The organism is Solidesulfovibrio sp. DCME (genome assembly GCF_049995385.1).
Classification (GTDB): domain Bacteria; phylum Desulfobacterota; class Desulfovibrionia; order Desulfovibrionales; family Desulfovibrionaceae; genus Solidesulfovibrio.
In genome coordinates, this window is sequence record NZ_CP188261.1 from 368,244 (window position 1) to 382,564 (window position 14,321).

Annotated in this window: 13 protein-coding genes; 7 read left to right on the forward strand and 6 right to left on the reverse strand. The window is 65.8% G+C overall.

From position 1 onward, the window contains the following. Positions 1–24 precede the first annotated feature (24 nt). Both ACP59X_RS01620 and rdgB read left to right on the forward strand, forming a co-directional pair. On the forward strand, positions 25–1,506 hold the full coding sequence (locus ACP59X_RS01620; RefSeq protein ID WP_428564102.1) for a two-component system sensor histidine kinase NtrB: 1,482 nt from the start codon (positions 25–27) through the stop codon (positions 1,504–1,506). Then, positions 1,506–2,147: an RdgB/HAM1 family non-canonical purine NTP pyrophosphatase gene (gene rdgB, locus ACP59X_RS01625; RefSeq protein WP_428569782.1), complete on the forward strand. Its 642-nt coding sequence runs from the start codon at positions 1,506–1,508 to the stop codon at positions 2,145–2,147. The genes ACP59X_RS01620 and rdgB overlap by 1 nt, the downstream gene beginning before the upstream one ends. Before the next feature lie 312 nt (positions 2,148–2,459). Here the strand turns inward: rdgB and ACP59X_RS01630 are convergent, their stop codons facing one another. Together ACP59X_RS01630 and ACP59X_RS01635 are read right to left on the reverse strand one after the other, a co-directional pair. After that, positions 2,460–3,605 carry a pyridoxal phosphate-dependent aminotransferase gene (locus tag ACP59X_RS01630; protein ID WP_428564105.1) on the reverse strand — a complete coding sequence of 382 codons (1,146 nt, stop codon included), beginning with the start codon at positions 3,603–3,605 and terminating at the stop codon, positions 2,460–2,462. Between the two features lie 109 nt (positions 3,606–3,714). Further along, positions 3,715–5,223 carry a hypothetical protein gene (locus tag ACP59X_RS01635; RefSeq protein ID WP_428564108.1) on the reverse strand — a complete coding sequence of 503 codons (1,509 nt, stop codon included), beginning with the start codon at positions 5,221–5,223 and terminating at the stop codon, positions 3,715–3,717. Positions 5,224–5,357: 134 nt separating this feature from the next. On the opposite strand from ACP59X_RS01635, the gene ACP59X_RS01640 reads away from it, so the two are divergent. After that, positions 5,358–6,284 carry a S8 family peptidase gene (locus ACP59X_RS01640; RefSeq protein WP_428564111.1) on the forward strand — a complete coding sequence of 309 codons (927 nt, stop codon included), beginning with the start codon at positions 5,358–5,360 and terminating at the stop codon, positions 6,282–6,284. A gap of 73 nt (positions 6,285–6,357) precedes the next feature. Here the strand turns inward: ACP59X_RS01640 and ACP59X_RS01645 are convergent, their stop codons facing one another. Beyond that, a complete protein-coding gene (locus tag ACP59X_RS01645; RefSeq protein WP_428564114.1) occupies positions 6,358–7,869 on the reverse strand; it encodes a dynamin family protein in 1,512 nt (503 codons plus the stop codon). Between the two features lie 396 nt (positions 7,870–8,265). On the opposite strand from ACP59X_RS01645, the gene ACP59X_RS01650 reads away from it, so the two are divergent. Then, positions 8,266–9,990, forward strand: coding sequence for a hypothetical protein (locus ACP59X_RS01650; protein ID WP_428564117.1), 1,725 nt, complete (start codon positions 8,266–8,268; stop codon positions 9,988–9,990). A gap of 56 nt (positions 9,991–10,046) precedes the next feature. After that, complete coding sequence (locus ACP59X_RS01655; protein ID WP_428564120.1) at positions 10,047–10,616, forward strand: type I restriction enzyme HsdR N-terminal domain-containing protein; 570 nt, start codon at positions 10,047–10,049, stop codon at positions 10,614–10,616. Positions 10,617–10,756: 140 nt separating this feature from the next. On the opposite strand, the gene ACP59X_RS01660 is transcribed toward ACP59X_RS01655, so the two are convergent. The 3 genes from ACP59X_RS01660 to ACP59X_RS01670 all read right to left on the reverse strand — a co-directional run bounded on the left by ACP59X_RS01660 (position 10,757) and on the right by ACP59X_RS01670 (position 12,770). After that, positions 10,757–10,969 (reverse strand): dual CXXC motif small (seleno)protein, encoded by a 213-nt coding sequence (locus ACP59X_RS01660; protein WP_428564123.1) that lies wholly within the window; start codon positions 10,967–10,969, stop codon positions 10,757–10,759. A 9-nt stretch (positions 10,970–10,978) separates the two neighbouring features. Next, positions 10,979–11,962, reverse strand: coding sequence for an HD-GYP domain-containing protein (locus ACP59X_RS01665; protein ID WP_428564126.1), 984 nt, complete (start codon positions 11,960–11,962; stop codon positions 10,979–10,981). A 70-nt stretch (positions 11,963–12,032) separates the two neighbouring features. After that, the gene (locus ACP59X_RS01670) at positions 12,033–12,770 is read right to left on the reverse strand and encodes a 2-phosphosulfolactate phosphatase (RefSeq protein WP_428564129.1); all 738 of its coding nucleotides are present in this window, start codon (positions 12,768–12,770) and stop codon (positions 12,033–12,035) included. 140 nt (positions 12,771–12,910) lie between these two features. On the opposite strand from ACP59X_RS01670, the gene ACP59X_RS01675 reads away from it, so the two are divergent. Further along, entirely contained in the window at positions 12,911–13,117 is a 207-nt protein-coding gene (locus ACP59X_RS01675; protein WP_428564131.1) for a hypothetical protein, read from the forward strand. 43 nt (positions 13,118–13,160) lie between these two features. After that, positions 13,161–14,312, forward strand: coding sequence for a glutamate 5-kinase (proB, locus tag ACP59X_RS01680; RefSeq protein ID WP_428564134.1), 1,152 nt, complete (start codon positions 13,161–13,163; stop codon positions 14,310–14,312). Positions 14,313–14,321 lie beyond the last annotated feature (9 nt).

Here is a 14,321-nt window from a genome sequence, read left to right on the forward strand (position 1 = left end):
GGCCTGGGCCGGCCCGGAGGGGCCATGGACCACGACCGCGACCTGCCGACCCGCCTGTGTCTTTTCGGCGACGGCCACGCGCTCCTCGATTGTTTCGAACAGATTCGCCAGGCCGGCGCCCCGGCCCGGGGCGGCTCCCTGGCCGGGGCGAGTCTGGCCGCCGCGCCCCTCGATGAAGCGCAAACACCGGCACATAGCGGCCTGGCCGCCAGCGAAGCCCGGCAACTGGGCATCGACTGGCACGACGACCCGGCCGGGATGCTGGCCGGCGGCGAGGCCGGGCTGGTGCTCGTCATGACGCCGGGGGCTGTTTTGCCGTGCCCTTTGCCGGGGGGATGGCGGCTTTTCGCAGCGGGCGAGGCGCGCGTTTTTTGGGGCATGCTGGTGCGGGCCGCCTGCCCGGCCGCCTGCCGGCCGGACCTGGCCCGGGCCAGGCGGCTTTTGTCCGGCGTGCTCGACCGCCTGGACGATGAGATCGCCCTGCTTGGGCCAGGCGGCCGCGTCCTCGATGCCAACGCCAAGCTCGCGGCGCGGCTGGGCCAGCCCCGCGAAGCCCTGGCCGGCCTGGCGGCGAGTGAGGTTTTTCCGGATTTCCCGGACCTCGATGCACCGGGCGTGGACGGCCGGCCGTCGGTGCGCCAGGCCCTGGACGGGGGGCACAAGGCCCGCCGCCAAAGCTCGCGCCTCGACGGTCGGGGCCGGTTGCGCTATTTCCGCACCGCCTTCTACCCGGTGCCCGGCCAGGAGGGCCTTCTGGACCATGTGGCCGTGGTGCGCCGCGACATCACCCAGGACGTGTTCCTCGAACGCCGGTTGCAGAAATCCGAGCGCCTGGCCGCCATCGGCGAGTTGTCCATGTTTATTTCCCACGAGATCCGCAATCCCCTGTTTGCCATCGCCGGCTTCGCCAACGCCCTGCTGCGGGCCAAGGACCTGGGCGAGGCCAGCCGGGAGAAGGCCTCGATCATTCTCAAGGAATCCAAGCGGCTCGATGACATCCTCAAGGACATCATCAATTTTTCCCGGCCGACCACCTCCAATCCCGGCGAGGTCGACCTTGGCGAAGTGGCCCGGCGCACCACGGCGCTGATGCGCCACGCCCTGGAAGGCCAAGGCATCGCCGTGACCCTGGACATTTCCCCCGAAACGCCCATGGCCCGAGGCGATCCCGAGACGCTGACCCAATGCCTGATCAATTGCCTCAAAAACGCCATGGAAGCCATGCCGGAGGGCGGCCATGTCGTGGTGGCCACGGGCCTGGAAGACGGGCGGGCCTATCTGTCCGTGCGCGACGACGGGCCGGGCATCCCGGCCGAGGTGCTGCCCAATGTCTTCAACCCGTTTTTCACCACCCGGGACAAACGGGCCGGCTTGGGCCTGGCCATGACGAAAAAGATCCTGGAAGACCTGGGCGGTACGGTGGAACTGGCCAGCCGGCCCGGCGAAGGGGCCACGGTCAGGCTGCTGCTGCCGTCCTCCCTGGAATTGATCGAAGAGGAGACATGATGGATCACCGACAAGGGACCGGGCCGGACCGGGTGGTGCTGGCCACCCGCAACGCCGGCAAGGTCAGGGAATTGCAGGCGCTGCTCGCGCCGCTCGGCGTGGGCGTGCTCGGCCTCGATGCCTATCCCGGCATCGGGGACATTCCCGAGACCGGCGAAACGTTTCTGGAAAACGCCCGTATCAAGGCCCGGGCCGTGTGCGCGGCCACGGGGCTGGTCAGCCTGGCCGACGATTCGGGCCTGTGCGTGGACGCGCTGTCCGGCGCGCCGGGCGTCTCTTCGGCCCGATTTTCCGGGGAGGGCGCCACGGACGAGGCCAACAACGCCAAGCTTCTGGCCGCCCTGGCCCATGTGCGCCAGGCCGACCGGACCTGCCGGTTCGTGTCCGTGGTGGTGGCCGCCTGTCCCGACGGCCGGGAACTGGCCACGGAAGGCGCCTGGGAAGGCCGGGTGGCCTTGACGCCGGCAGGCGAGGGCGGTTTCGGCTACGATCCGCTGTTTTTCGACCCCACGGCCGGCAAAACGGCGGCCGAGCTTTCGCCCGAAGAAAAAAACGCCCGCAGCCATCGCGGCCAGGCCTTGGCCAAGCTGGTCGCGGCTTGGCCGGGGTTCTGGGATGGGGTGGAAGCGGGAGAGCGGTAGGGAAGGAAAAGGTGAAGGTGAAAGGGAAGGGGAAGATGCCTCCGGCGGCCAGGAGGGGATGATCCCCTCCTGGACCTCCCCGACGGGGCGAGCGGAAACGCGGTCGGGAACGGGGGACGGCGGGGCCTCGGCCGTGGTGGAGCCGGGAATGGCCCCGGCGACACCGGCCGCAAGGCCGGCCGGCACGCCAAGCCCATTCCCGGCTCCACAGGCGCCAGCGGCGAAGCGCCGCGGGGGGAGAGGCGGGCTTGTTGGGGGTGTTCGCAACGGCCGGGAGTCCCCCGGGTTTGGCTGGCGTCGAGAAAAAGGCGGCTAGCCGCAGTGCGTGGCGATGTAGCGGCCCAGGCGGTCGAGGCCTTCCTCGATGTTCTCCAGGGAGTTGGCGTAGGAAAAGCGCAGATGCCCTTCGCCGCCCGGGCCGAAGTCGATGCCCGGGGTGACGCCCACGTGGGCCTTCTCCAGGATGTCGTAGGCCAGGGCCAGGGAATTGGGGTGCAGGTGGTCGGCCCGCACGAACACGTAAAACGCGCCCGTGGGCTCGGTGCGCGGCGCCAGTCCCAGTTTCGTCAGCCCGGCCAGCAGCGCCTTGCGCCGGGTGTCGTAGGTTTGCCGCATGGCCTCGGCCGCCGCCAGGCCGTCCTTGGACAGCGCCGCCACGCCCGCCCACTGGGCCACGGACGAGGCGCAGATGAAAAGGTTCTGCTGCAGCTTCTGCAGGATTCCCATCATCGGTTTGGGCGCGACCAGATAGCCCAGCCGCAGCCCGGTCATGGCGAAGCGCTTGGAAAAGCCGTTTAACACCCAGGCGTCGTCGGAAAATTCCAGGGCGCAGCGCGCCCGGCCGCCATAGGTCAGGCCGTGGTAGATTTCGTCGGAAATGACCGGCACTCCCGTGGCGCAGGCCGCCTCGTAGGTTTCGTCCGGGGTGAGGGTGCCGGTGGGGTTGGCCGGTGAATTGAGCAGGATGCCGGCCGTCATGCCGTCCACGTTGTCCATGATGGAGCGCGGCGTGAACTGGAAGCCGTCCTCCTCGGCCACGGGCACGTAGTGGGGGATCAGCCCGGTGAAGCGCAGGAAATTGGGATAGCAGGCATAGGCCGGGTCGGTCAGCAGGATGTGGGCGCCGGGCCGGGCCAGCACGCCGAAGGCCAGCAGCATGGCCGGCGAGGTGCCGCCCGTGACCAGGATGCGGTCCGGGGTGATGGTTACGCCGTATTCGTCGGCGAACAACCGGCAGATGGCCTGGCGCAATTCGAGGATGCCCAGGCTGTGGGTGTAGTGGGTGCGGCCGTCGGCCACGGCTTTCTGGGCCGCGTCCTTGACGCATGCGGGCGTATCGAAGTCGGGCTCGCCGATTTCCAGGTGGATGACGCGGTGCCCTTGAGCTTCGATGGCCTGGGCGCGTTCCAGGATGTCCATGACGAGAAACGAGGTAATGTCCTTGCAGGCGGGGTTCATGGCGCGTCTTTCCTGTTGGGATTGCGGGGAAAGTCGGGTGTAGCGCATCGCCCGGCCCGGGGCAAGGCGGCCGGGGATGGGCGCAACCCCCGGCCGCCGGTCAGATCATTTACTGCTTCATGCTGTTGACTTTTTCTATGATGGCCTGCGTGTTGGTTGCATTCTCCTGGTACATGGCGAGTATGGCTTGGTTGAAAGCCTGGAGCGTTTCAAACCGTTTTTGCTGCAGTTCGAGGAGGGCTTCCTGCTTTGAGCTGTAGTTGAACTTAAGCTGTATGATTTCGGTGGGGATGGAAGCGATGCTTTTGATGATGTCGAGGGGAAGGCTGAGGCCAGCCAGGACTTGACTGGGTTTGGTCATGTTGACGCTGGTTAAAAATCCGTCGTTCAGTTTTAAATCGTAAGTGTTTTTGACAAAAGCTGCCCTTTCAATGTCGAATGTGAATACAGGGGAGTCGTTTGGCATCATGACATATCGCTGTATGTTGAAACTGAATGATTTCTTCGGAGAGGGAGGGGTGCTTTCTTTGTTGTCAACTTTCGCATCTGTCTTGCCTTTGAGCGCAGCATGAGCTGTTTTTTCAATTTTGCCTTTCTTATTTTTCTTGTTTTGTGCGCTGGCGGTATTGCTGCTTATATTTCTGTCGCTTGGGATGACTTCACGAACTTGTACTTCGAGTTTGTAGGGGAGTGCTGCCCTGTAGCATATGCCACTGTTTTCGGGTGGGGTGTTGGAATCGGAATCGCCTGCGGGTTTCGCAGGCGGGTTCCCCAATTTGGCGAGGGAAAGGGAGATTTCTGAGGGTAACCTCTTAGCAAAGTCAGAGTCCATGAGATCCGCCGGTTCCACCAGGAGGTCCAGCGTGGCGGCGAGGGTTGTACCCTTCGCAGCCGCGGGGCCACCGACGGAGGCCGGTCCGGGAACACCGGCGCCGAGCAGCACCGCCTGTTTTACGATCTCAACGGATTTTTTGATAATCTCGGCGGATTCGTCCTTTGTCGAGGTGGTGACTGTCGACAGGAACCCGTCCTTGACCGCTATCGTTAACGTGTCTTCCGAGGCCGGATGTGGCGTTAAGCGGAGAAAAAACATGTAGTTAGGGTCTGGAACCGTCACGAGGTCCAGGGTGAACTGGCATTGTTTTCCTAACTCACTGTTGTAGTAGGAAAATTCTATGTCATGACTGGCCGAGACAGCGGCGACTTGTTTTTTCTCCGTATCGTCATCTTTATTTTCAGGTGTGGTGGGAGCAGAAGCTTCTGGATTGTCTGTTGCTTTGTCCGGTTTTTTGGTTGAGGGTTTCGCGGCTGCGGCATTCTCCGATTCATCCTGGCCAGATCCCGATTTTTTAGATTTTGATTTTGCGGTTTTCGAAGCTACAGCTTGTTTCTTTGATGTATCTGTTGTTTGGTTGCCATTAGCATTCGTGTCATCGAGAGGTTTGCTGACGATATGGAAAACGGTTTTGGGGAGAAAATACGGGAGCCCTCCATATGTCGTGGGCACCCCGTTGTCTTTACCCTGGCTTATCGCCTTGCTGAGAGGCACGGTTTTGACGATGGGCCCACACCCGCTCACAAAGGCAAGAAGAATGAAAAGGCAAGTTGATTTTCGCATGCCAGTCTCCGTTCCGATAAATTGGTTGACAATGTTGATAGCATCGTACATAGAAAATAGTAAATACGCAATCCTTCGAATGGGGAAAGGTTTACTGTAATGCTTTCTTTTAATCATTTCATGAGGAAGACGTTATGACAAAAGACTGCAGCGCTACTCTCCGTAAATTAGTGAAAAATCCTGTCGCTGCTGTGCCCGCCAACGAGGTCGTCGATTGGGGCCTCGAGGCCTTGGGCGTGCCGGGGCTGTGGAGCATGACCCGGGGCGAAGGCATCAAAATCGGGGTGATCGATACCGGCGCCGACCTCAAGCACACGGACTTGGTCGGGGCCATCGCGGATTCGCGGACGTTCGGCGTGCGCGACGGTGCAGAGGCATGGGACCATATCGGGCACGGCACCCACGTCTGCGGCATCATCGCGGCGCGGGACAACAATCAGGGCATCATCGGCGTCGCCCCGAGGTCGAAGCTGTATATCGCCAAGGTGCTGGACTGCGAGGAAGACCTCGATGCCGACGTCATCGCCGAAGCCATCGATTGGTGTGTGGAAAAGGGCGTCGATATCATCAACATCAGCCTGGCGCTGTATGATGGTTCGGACGCCTTGGAGGAAGCGGTCGAACGGGCTGTGGAAGCCAACGTCGCCATTGTGGCCGCCGCGGGCAATGAAGGGAATTATCAGGATTTTATCTGTTATCCCGCCAAGTACCGAGGCGTTTTGTGCGTGGGGTCCGTCGATCGCAACAGAAAGCTCAGCCCGACCAGTTCCGTTGGCAACCGGCTCGATCTGTTGGCCCCGGGGGAGGAGATCTATTCCACCTTTCCTCTCGGCATCTATGCCAAGCTTTCAGGGACATCCATGGCCTGCCCCTTTGTGACCGGGATCGCGGCCCTCGTCTTGGCCAGGCATCGGGATTATAAGCCCGTGAGCACGACACCGTGTGACACGCCGGCGCAACTGCGTGAGCATCTCTTGGCATCGGCGACGCCAATCAAAACGGCGGAGTCGGTCAACTATACGGGATTTAGGGTCATCAATCCCGATGGGGCGAAAGCATAAAACCAAAGGGCCGGGGTGCAAGGCCGCGCACCCGAAGCGGAAAGGTTCCCGGGCTGTGGAAGCCTACCTGCGGTCAGTCGCAGGCCTTGCCCGGCCCGGGAGCAGCTTCCGGGGCCGGTTCCCGGGGCTGCTCCGGCGCCGGCTGCTGCTGCCAGACCCCCGACGGGTGGGCGTAGCGGTCGTTTAAGGTCTGGATGAATTTCTCGCTGTCGGCGATGACCGACGACAGGATCCTGCGGTATTTCTGGCCCCAGCCGGCCGGCTCGGAACAGAAGACCGAGCGCCAGGCCGAAGTGTTTTTGGCCAGGGCACTCAGCAACCCCTCGCGGATCGGGCCGTGGGGATAGGCCCGCTCCACCACCCGGGCCACGGCCGCAGCCGACCACTTGCGGGCCAAAAAGTGCAGCCACAGGCCGCCCCCGGCGCACAGCACCAGAAAGGGAATCGTGCGCCAGGACTCGGCGAACACCCACTCCAGCCACTGGGGCAGCAACCCGTTGGTGAACGGATGCCCGGTCAGGATGTAGCAGGCGGCCAGGATGAGCCCCAGCAGCCCGAACAGCACGGCGTCGCGGCGAAACGTGCCCGTGCGCCAGCGCGACAGCATCCCCCGCACCTCGGGCACGCGCACGTCCTCCACCTCGCGGGCCAGCTTCTCCAGCTCCCCGACGATGCGATAGGCCCGCTCCACCCGCACCTGGTTCATGCGGTTGTGGATGGCGGCCATGTCCGCGTCGCGTTTGGCCTCGAAGCGCTGGCGCAGGGATTCGTCGGCGATGGGCAGGGCGGCCGAGGGCGAATAGATGCGGTAGAACTTGCCGGCCGTGAGCCCCTGCTGGGCCAAGGCCCGCTGCCAGGCGCCCACCACCTCCTCGGGATTGTCCTCCCGGGCGGCGATGTCCATCTGGTTGAGGATGTAGACGAATTTGTTGGAGTCGCGGCGGTTGATGGTGGCGGCGACCAGGTGGGTCAGCGTGTCGCGCATGGCCCCGGGTTCGGGCCGGCGGGCGTCGAACAGCACCAGCACCAGGTCCGAGAGGTCCATGATGTAGTTGGTGATGCGCAGCGTCGAGGTGCGCTGGGCGTCGGCGTCGAAGCCCGGGGAGTCGATGAGGATCAGCCCGCGCAGCTTGTCGCTGGGGCTGGTCTTGAGGCGGATGTAGGAATCGATGCGCCCGCCCTCGCCGGGTTCGACCTTTTCCAGTTCCTCGCTCATCTTGTAGAAGGGAAAGCGCAGGTCGGCGTTGAGCGCCGTGCCGGGCAGCACCCGGGATTCGCCGGCGGCGTTGAAACAGATGACCGTGAACTTGTCGTCCACGGCGTGGGAGCCGGTCTGCTGCACCGGGGTGCCCAGATAGTAATTGATGAAGGTGGATTTGCCGGCGGAAAAAGGCCCCAGGATGGAGATAAGCGGCCACCAGGCGATCTGGGAAATGGTGGATTGGTCGTTGCGCAAAAGCCCCAGGCCCCGGCAGACCTTGTCCAGCTTGCCGAAGCTGCCCACCGCTTCCACCAGGAGCGGATTTTCCAGTTGCAGGTGTTCCTTCAGGCTGGCCAGCCTGTCGCTCAGTCTGCCGTCTTCCATGCGCCCCCCCGCCGGTCAAGAATGGCCCTATCTATCCAATAATTCGAGCTTCGTCGAGACGGCCGGCCCGGCCGGCGCCCGGTTGGAGCGATTTTTGCCGGGCCAAACCCCTTGCCCCGGCCCCGGCCTAGCCGCTATCCCCTGGCGAGCCGGCGGGCATGCCGGCCAGGCGCGGCGCGGAGGCCGCCTGGTCCCGGCGGACATTCCGGCCAAATTGGGTGAACAGCCCGCCCCAATGGGGCGGAGAAGACGCCTTTACCCGGCGCGGATGGCGCCCAGACCCGGCGGATGTGCCGCCGCAACGCGGCAGGGAAGCCACGCAAACGCGGCGGTCGTGCCACCGTAACGCGGCACAGCTGCCGCCCAAACCCGGCGGCCGGGCCGCCAAGGACCACCATGCCGCCAGGCGATGCCGCCAACCCTTCCCCCCGCCCCGTCGGCGGACGCTTGCGCCGGGAGGCCGTCGTCTATTGGGGCGTGGCCCTGGCGGCGCTGCTCCTTTTTTACGGCGAGTTTATCCTCTCCGACCGCGTCGGCATCCTCGACTGGGGCAAGGACCTCTTCTATTTCGCCTTCCTCTACGACAGCCTGCGCAGCTTCGGCCAATTGCCCGTGTCGTTTCTGGCCATCCCCGAGGCCATCACCTGGTTTTCCACCCTGCAAAACCTGTCCTACTGGTCCAATCCCGAAGTGGTAAGCATCTCGCCGCTGTTGCCCTTGGCCTATGTCTTGCCGTTTATGGCCTTTCTGAAGGCGTTCTTCGGCCTGCACCTCCTGGCCGGGGCCTGGGGCGTGCGCGTCCTGGCCCGGCGGTGCGGCTTCGGCCTGGGCCAGGCCCTGGTGTTGCTTGTCCTTTTTCTGGGCAACCCCTGGCTGGTGCAGCACCTGGCCATCGGCTACTCGCCCCAAGTGAGCCTGTGCCTAGTCCCGGGCCTCGTCGCCCTCATGGCCGCACGGGAGTTTCGTCCCCTGGAATGGGCCGGGGCCAGCCTGCTGGCCGCCTTGATCTTCTACCAGGGGGCGCTGCATTTGTTCGTGTGGCTTTTCATGGCCGTGGGCCTGTACCTGGCCTTCGACGCCCTGCTGCGCCGCCGCCTGGCGTTGCTGTGGCGGGGGGCCTTTTTCGCCCTGGCCACGGCCGTGCTGGTCGCGCCCAAGGCCTATGCCGTGCGCAAGGTCTACGGTGCCTGGCAGCGCATCCCGGGCGGGGGGTATGCTTCGTTTTCGGACCTGTGGGGGCTGCTCACCGACGACGTCTTCCCCATGTTCCTCTTCCCGGAGACCTATTCCCACCACAACGTGGCCTTCTACGACGGCTCGCTGCTGGTCGGGCCGGCCTTCCTGGCCCTGCTGGCCGTGCTGGCCGGCGGCTTTTTGTGGGCCGCCCTCCGGCGCCGCCGGCCGGCGCCGGGCATGCCCGTGCCGGACGCGGCCTGCCTGCTGGCGGCCCTGGTGTTTCTGGTCCTGGGCTGGGGCACGGTCTGGCGGGAGCTGTGTCTGGCCTTGCGCCTGCCGTCCTCGGAAATCTACCCCTTCCGCTTTCTGTTCATCGCCTACCAATTCGCGGTCTTCTTTATTGTGGACCGCCTTGGCGCCTGGCCGGCGGGCCTGGCCGGACGGGTCCGGCTGGGGCTGCTCTACGGCCTGATCGCCCTGACCTGCCTGACGTTTTGGGGCCGCAACCGCGAACTGATGCCGTATCTGACGGAAAACCCCAATTTCTACGGGGATTTTTCCCTTGAGGAATTTTTCGGCGACCGGATCGTCGCCCTGTCGGGGGACACCCGCCTGCCCATCACCGTCACGCCCAACCGGATCGTCGTCACCCCGCCGGGCGCGGCCGGCGATCGCATCCGCCTGCCCTGGCTGCCCCGGGACGCAGCCGGCCAGTACCGCTTCCTCGGGGCCAGGCCGGTTGACGACGGGGCGGGGGAGGGGACTATTGTGGAGACCACGGCCGCCGCGCGCCCAGTGGTCATCGTCGCCGACGACAGCCACCGGGGGCCGCTCGGTGTCGCCGCCCTGGCCGCCTTCGCCGCCCTCACGGCCGCCGTGGGCTGGTTTGCCCGCAGGCGCCCGAGGCCGTCGCCGGCCGGCCATGGGTCCCTTTTTCACGTGTAGGTTCGTTCCCGGGCGCCCGGGGCCGCCAGCCGTCACCCCCTGGCAAGGAGTCCGCCATGCATGAGGAATCGCTGGGTAACGTCATCCGCGACTACCTGACCGGCGAGGAAATCGCCGAGACCTCCTACGAGGAGTTCCGCCAGGCCCTGGCCAGGATGTTGGTGGAGGAAAAAGGCTATCCCCGGGAGCGGCTCACAGCCAAGGTCGGGGTCTGCTTTCCGGTGGACGGGGCGCAGTACACGCGCATGATCGACTTGGCCGCCGCGGACGCCCAGGGGCGGACGCTGCTGTTCGTGATCTTCTGCTCGGGTGAGCCGGGTTCCTACGTGCGCGAGGCCCTGGCCGCCGCCCGAGTCTACCGGGCCGAGGGGCAGCCGGGCGGGGTGCCCCTGGTGCTGGTCACCGACACCCGCGACGCCGTGCTGCTCGAAGCGGCCACGGGCCGCGAACTCGGCCGGGGCATGCGGGCCGTGCCCGGCTGGGAGGCCGCCATGGGCCTGGGCGCGCCGGTGCCGGACCTGCCCGAGGAGGCGCTTGCCCGCGAGCGGCGCATCCTGTTTGCCTACAGCGAATTCCTCTCCGGCGGCTGCTGCCAGGGCGCCTGCCGCCCCAAGGCCCAATCGTAGAAGCCACCGGCCGGAGGCGCTCCGCCCAACCCCACCGTGCCACTCTTCCCCCATCCCCCCTTCGAGGGGGACCGGGGGGCATCATGCCCCCCGGCGGGGCTTGGGGCAGCGCCCCAATCTTCTCTTGTCTTCTCTTCCTCTTACATGCGGTCCAACGGCACGTTGGCGTAGGCCTCGTCGAAGTCGTCGTCGAGTTCGTCCACGAAGCGGGCCGGGTCGAACTCCCGGCCGCAGGCGTGGCAGGTGAGCATAATGCGCAGGCAGGAGCGCTCGTAGGTCAGGCGCTGGCCGCACTGGGGGCAGGCGGCCTTGGCCGTGGCCGGGGTGAAACGGACGCGGGAAAAAAAAGCCATGGAAACTCCTTACACCATGTTGGCGCCGCTGAGGATCATGACCAGGCGCTTGAAGGCATCCGGGTCGATGGCGTCCATCATCTCGTCGCGCATCAGCCGCAGGGCCATAAACGGCGGCATGGCCTCGGCGTAGGCCCGGTTGGTGGTCAGGGCGTCGTAGATGTCGGCCACGGCCAGGGCACGGACATAGGGCGGGATGAGTTCTCCCGTGAGTCCCCCGGGATAGCCGGCGCCGTCCATGCGCTCGTGGTGCATGAGGATGCAGTGGGCGGCGGTCTGGGTCAGCGGCACTTCCTGGCACAGGGCCATGCCCTTGGCCGGATGGGTGTTGATGACCTGGCGTTCGTTCGGGGTCAGGGGGCCGGGCTTGGACAGGATCTCGCCCGGGATGTGGGTCTTGCCGATATCGTGCAAAAGCGCCCCGATGCCGGCCTGGACTTGCGTGTATTCGTCGGCCTTCATGGTGTTGAGGATGGCCGAGGTGAAGACGAACACGTGCACGTTGTGGGTGTGGACGCTGTAGTCGTGGGAGGCCAGGGCGGCGATGCGCTTGAGCGATTCGTCCATGGCCAGGAAGTTGAGGCTTTTTTCCACCAGGCCGGCGACGCGGGCGTATTCGCGCTTGCCCAGGCCCTTGGGCAGGCGCGTGTCGAAGACGTCGCGCACCACGGCATCGGCAGCGGTGTAGAGGACCTTGGCCCGCTCCTCCACGGGAATGCCGCTGTCGTTTAAGATCTGCGGCAGGTGCTTTTCGATGTAGCGGTCGTAGTCCGGCCGCTGCTCGGCCCGGATGTAGACCTCGGTCACGCCGGCGTCGTGGAGCTTTTGCCGGTGGCGCGGGCTGAACTGTTCGTTTTCCGCGGCGTAGAGCACGAAATTGCCGGCCTGGCGGATATAGACCCGGAATTTCCCCAGGGTCTGGGGAAAGATCATCAGGGGCGAGACCGCAAAAAACATTTCTTCCCGCATGGTCGCCATCGCCTTGCCTTTCATTGCCAAAACTCCCCCGCGCCGGTGATGCCCCGGTCGAAACCTCGTGATACCATCGGTTTCGGTCGGATTCCTACAAACTTGAGGCTTGCTGCGGCGCGGGGGCGGTATCCCCCTCGGGGGGCGCCTTGCGGATAAGGGCCGTCTGGCCGTCCGGCAGCCGTTCGGCTTCCAGGGAGAAGTCGAAGGCGTCCAGGGCCAGGCACAGATCGAAGTCCTCCTCGGGCACGATGCGGGTTTCGCCGAAGAAGATGGCGGCCGTGGGTGCCTGGCGCAGAAACTTCGGGATGGCCTCGAAGGCGTTGGGCACGCCCTGGAGCAGGTTGGCCAGGTACATGGCGCACAGCTTGTCCTCCGGGGCATGGGCGATGCCGGCCTTGCCCATGGCCACGATGGACACGGTCTCCGGTTCGGCGGCCAGGATGGCCCGGGCCGTGGCCGCGATATTGGGAAACGAGCAGGTCAGCACCCGGTCGGCCGTGCCCATGGCCGCGAAAAGCCCGCGCGTGCCGGCCGAGGTGCAGTGGACAAGCGTCCGGCCGGCCAGGTCGGCGGCCATGATTTCGCTGGGCGAGTTGCCGTAGTCGAAGCCCGATACCTTGAGGCATTCCCGCTCGCCGGCGATGCGGGAGCCGGGATGGGCCTGGCGCAGGGCAAAGGCCTCCTCCACCGTGTCCACGGGCAGTATGCGGGAAACGCCGCCGGCAAAGGCATAGCAGGCCAGGGAACAGGCCCGGAACACGTCGATGACCACGGCCGTGCCGCTGGCCGCGGCCGCGCCGCTTAAAAGCTCTAACATCCGGATGCGCACGGCAACTCCCTCCCTGCCACAGCCATAGCAGCGGTGGGCGGCTTTGAAAAGCGTGGGTTTCAAGGAGGATGGCCGCGTCTTGCCAGGAGCGGCCCCAGGTCGTATGGAAAGCGGGCGGCCATACGCCGCCGGGAGCCGCCATGGCCGCCAAAACCGATGCCTTGCCACCCCTTTTGCCCGTCATCCCCGAATACGTGCCCTGGCTCGACAAGGCCCGGGACGGGGCGGCGGCCGATGCCGCCCGGGCCGATGGCGCCTTCGCCGGCCGGGAGGGCGCCATGACCGCCGGGGTGGCCGGGGCGACGCCGGAAAACCCCCGGGGCGGCATTGCCGACGAAACGGCCTAGCCCCGCAGCCGCGTAACCGAACACCGTTTTTCGAGGAGGCCTCATGGCCGAGTGTGACTGGCGCCAGCGGCGCCGGCAGGTCATGTCCGATGCCAGGCGCATCGTGGTCAAGGTCGGCAGCGCCGTGCTGGCCGGCCCCAAGGGCGTGGACGGGGCCGTGGTGGCCGGGCTGTCCGAGCAGATCGCCGGGCTGGTGGCCGCCGGCCGGCAGGTGCTGCTGGTGTCCAGCGGCGCCGTGGCCGCCGGCCGCGAGGTGCTGGGCGAAAAGTACGACCGCAGCCTGCTGCCTCACCGCCAGGCCGCCTCGGCCATCGGCCAAAGCCGGCTCATGCACGCCTATGACCAGGAATTCGCCCGCCACGGCCGCATCGCCGCCCAGGTGCTTTTAACCCGCGACGACCTGGACAACCGCGAGCGCTACCTCAATTTGCGCAACACCCTGGCCACGCTTTTTGACCTCGGGGCCGTGCCCGTGGTCAACGAGAACGATTCGGTGGCCGTCTCGGAGCTGGTCTACGGCGACAACGACTGCCTGGGTGGCCTGCTCGTCGGGGCCATCGGGGCGGAACTGTTCGTCAACCTGACCTCGGCCCGGGGCGTTTTCGCCGAAAACCCCGACGACCACCCCGGCGCCGCCCCCATGGAGGTCATCGAGGACATCGCCGGGCTCGACCTCGACGCCATGTGCGGCGCGAAAACGACGCTGGGCACTGGCGGCATGTATTCCAAGCTCCTGGCCGCCAGGCGCGTGGCCCAGCTCGGCGTGCCCACGCTGATCCTGGCCGGCCGCGAGCCCGGGGCGCTGACCCGGGCGCTTTCCGGAGAAAACGTCGGCACCTTCGTGTTCGCCGGCTGCAAGCCCATTCCCCGGCGCAAGTTCTGGCTGGCCTACCACCACGAACCGCAGGGCACGCTGTGCATCGACGACGGGGCGGTGCGGGCGCTGCGCGAGAAGGGCAGGAGCCTGCTGCCGGCCGGCATCGTGGACGTGGCCGGCGATTTCGCCGTGGGGGCCATGGTGCGCCTGGCCACGGTCGGGGGCGAGAGCCTGGGGGTGGGGCTGTCCAACTACGCCGCCGGCGACCTGCGCAAGATCATGGGGCTTAAAAGCTCGCGCATCGCCCAAGTCCTCGGCGAGGCCACCTATGCCGAGGCCGTGCACCGCGACAACCTGCTCCTCGACGCGGCGATATGATCGGGAGGG

Bases quoted from the DNA above. Each gene is read 5' to 3' on its own strand.
- ACP59X_RS01620 (WP_428564102.1), top strand. From the start codon at position 25: ATGGACCACGACCGCGACCTGCCGACCCGCCTGTGTCTTTTCGGCGAC.
- rdgB (WP_428569782.1), top strand. From the start codon at position 1,506: ATGGATCACCGACAAGGGACCGGGCCGGACCGGGTGGTGCTGGCCACC.
- ACP59X_RS01630 (WP_428564105.1), bottom strand. From the start codon at position 3,605: ATGAACCCCGCCTGCAAGGACATTACCTCGTTTCTCGTCATGGACATC.
- ACP59X_RS01635 (WP_428564108.1), bottom strand. From the start codon at position 5,223: ATGCGAAAATCAACTTGCCTTTTCATTCTTCTTGCCTTTGTGAGCGGG.
- ACP59X_RS01640 (WP_428564111.1), top strand. From the start codon at position 5,358: ATGACAAAAGACTGCAGCGCTACTCTCCGTAAATTAGTGAAAAATCCT.
- ACP59X_RS01645 (WP_428564114.1), bottom strand. From the start codon at position 7,869: ATGGAAGACGGCAGACTGAGCGACAGGCTGGCCAGCCTGAAGGAACAC.
- ACP59X_RS01650 (WP_428564117.1), top strand. From the start codon at position 8,266: ATGCCGCCAGGCGATGCCGCCAACCCTTCCCCCCGCCCCGTCGGCGGA.
- ACP59X_RS01655 (WP_428564120.1), top strand. From the start codon at position 10,047: ATGCATGAGGAATCGCTGGGTAACGTCATCCGCGACTACCTGACCGGC.
- ACP59X_RS01660 (WP_428564123.1), bottom strand. From the start codon at position 10,969: ATGGCTTTTTTTTCCCGCGTCCGTTTCACCCCGGCCACGGCCAAGGCC.
- ACP59X_RS01665 (WP_428564126.1), bottom strand. From the start codon at position 11,962: ATGAAAGGCAAGGCGATGGCGACCATGCGGGAAGAAATGTTTTTTGCG.
- ACP59X_RS01675 (WP_428564131.1), top strand. From the start codon at position 12,911: ATGGCCGCCAAAACCGATGCCTTGCCACCCCTTTTGCCCGTCATCCCC.
- proB (WP_428564134.1), top strand. From the start codon at position 13,161: ATGGCCGAGTGTGACTGGCGCCAGCGGCGCCGGCAGGTCATGTCCGAT.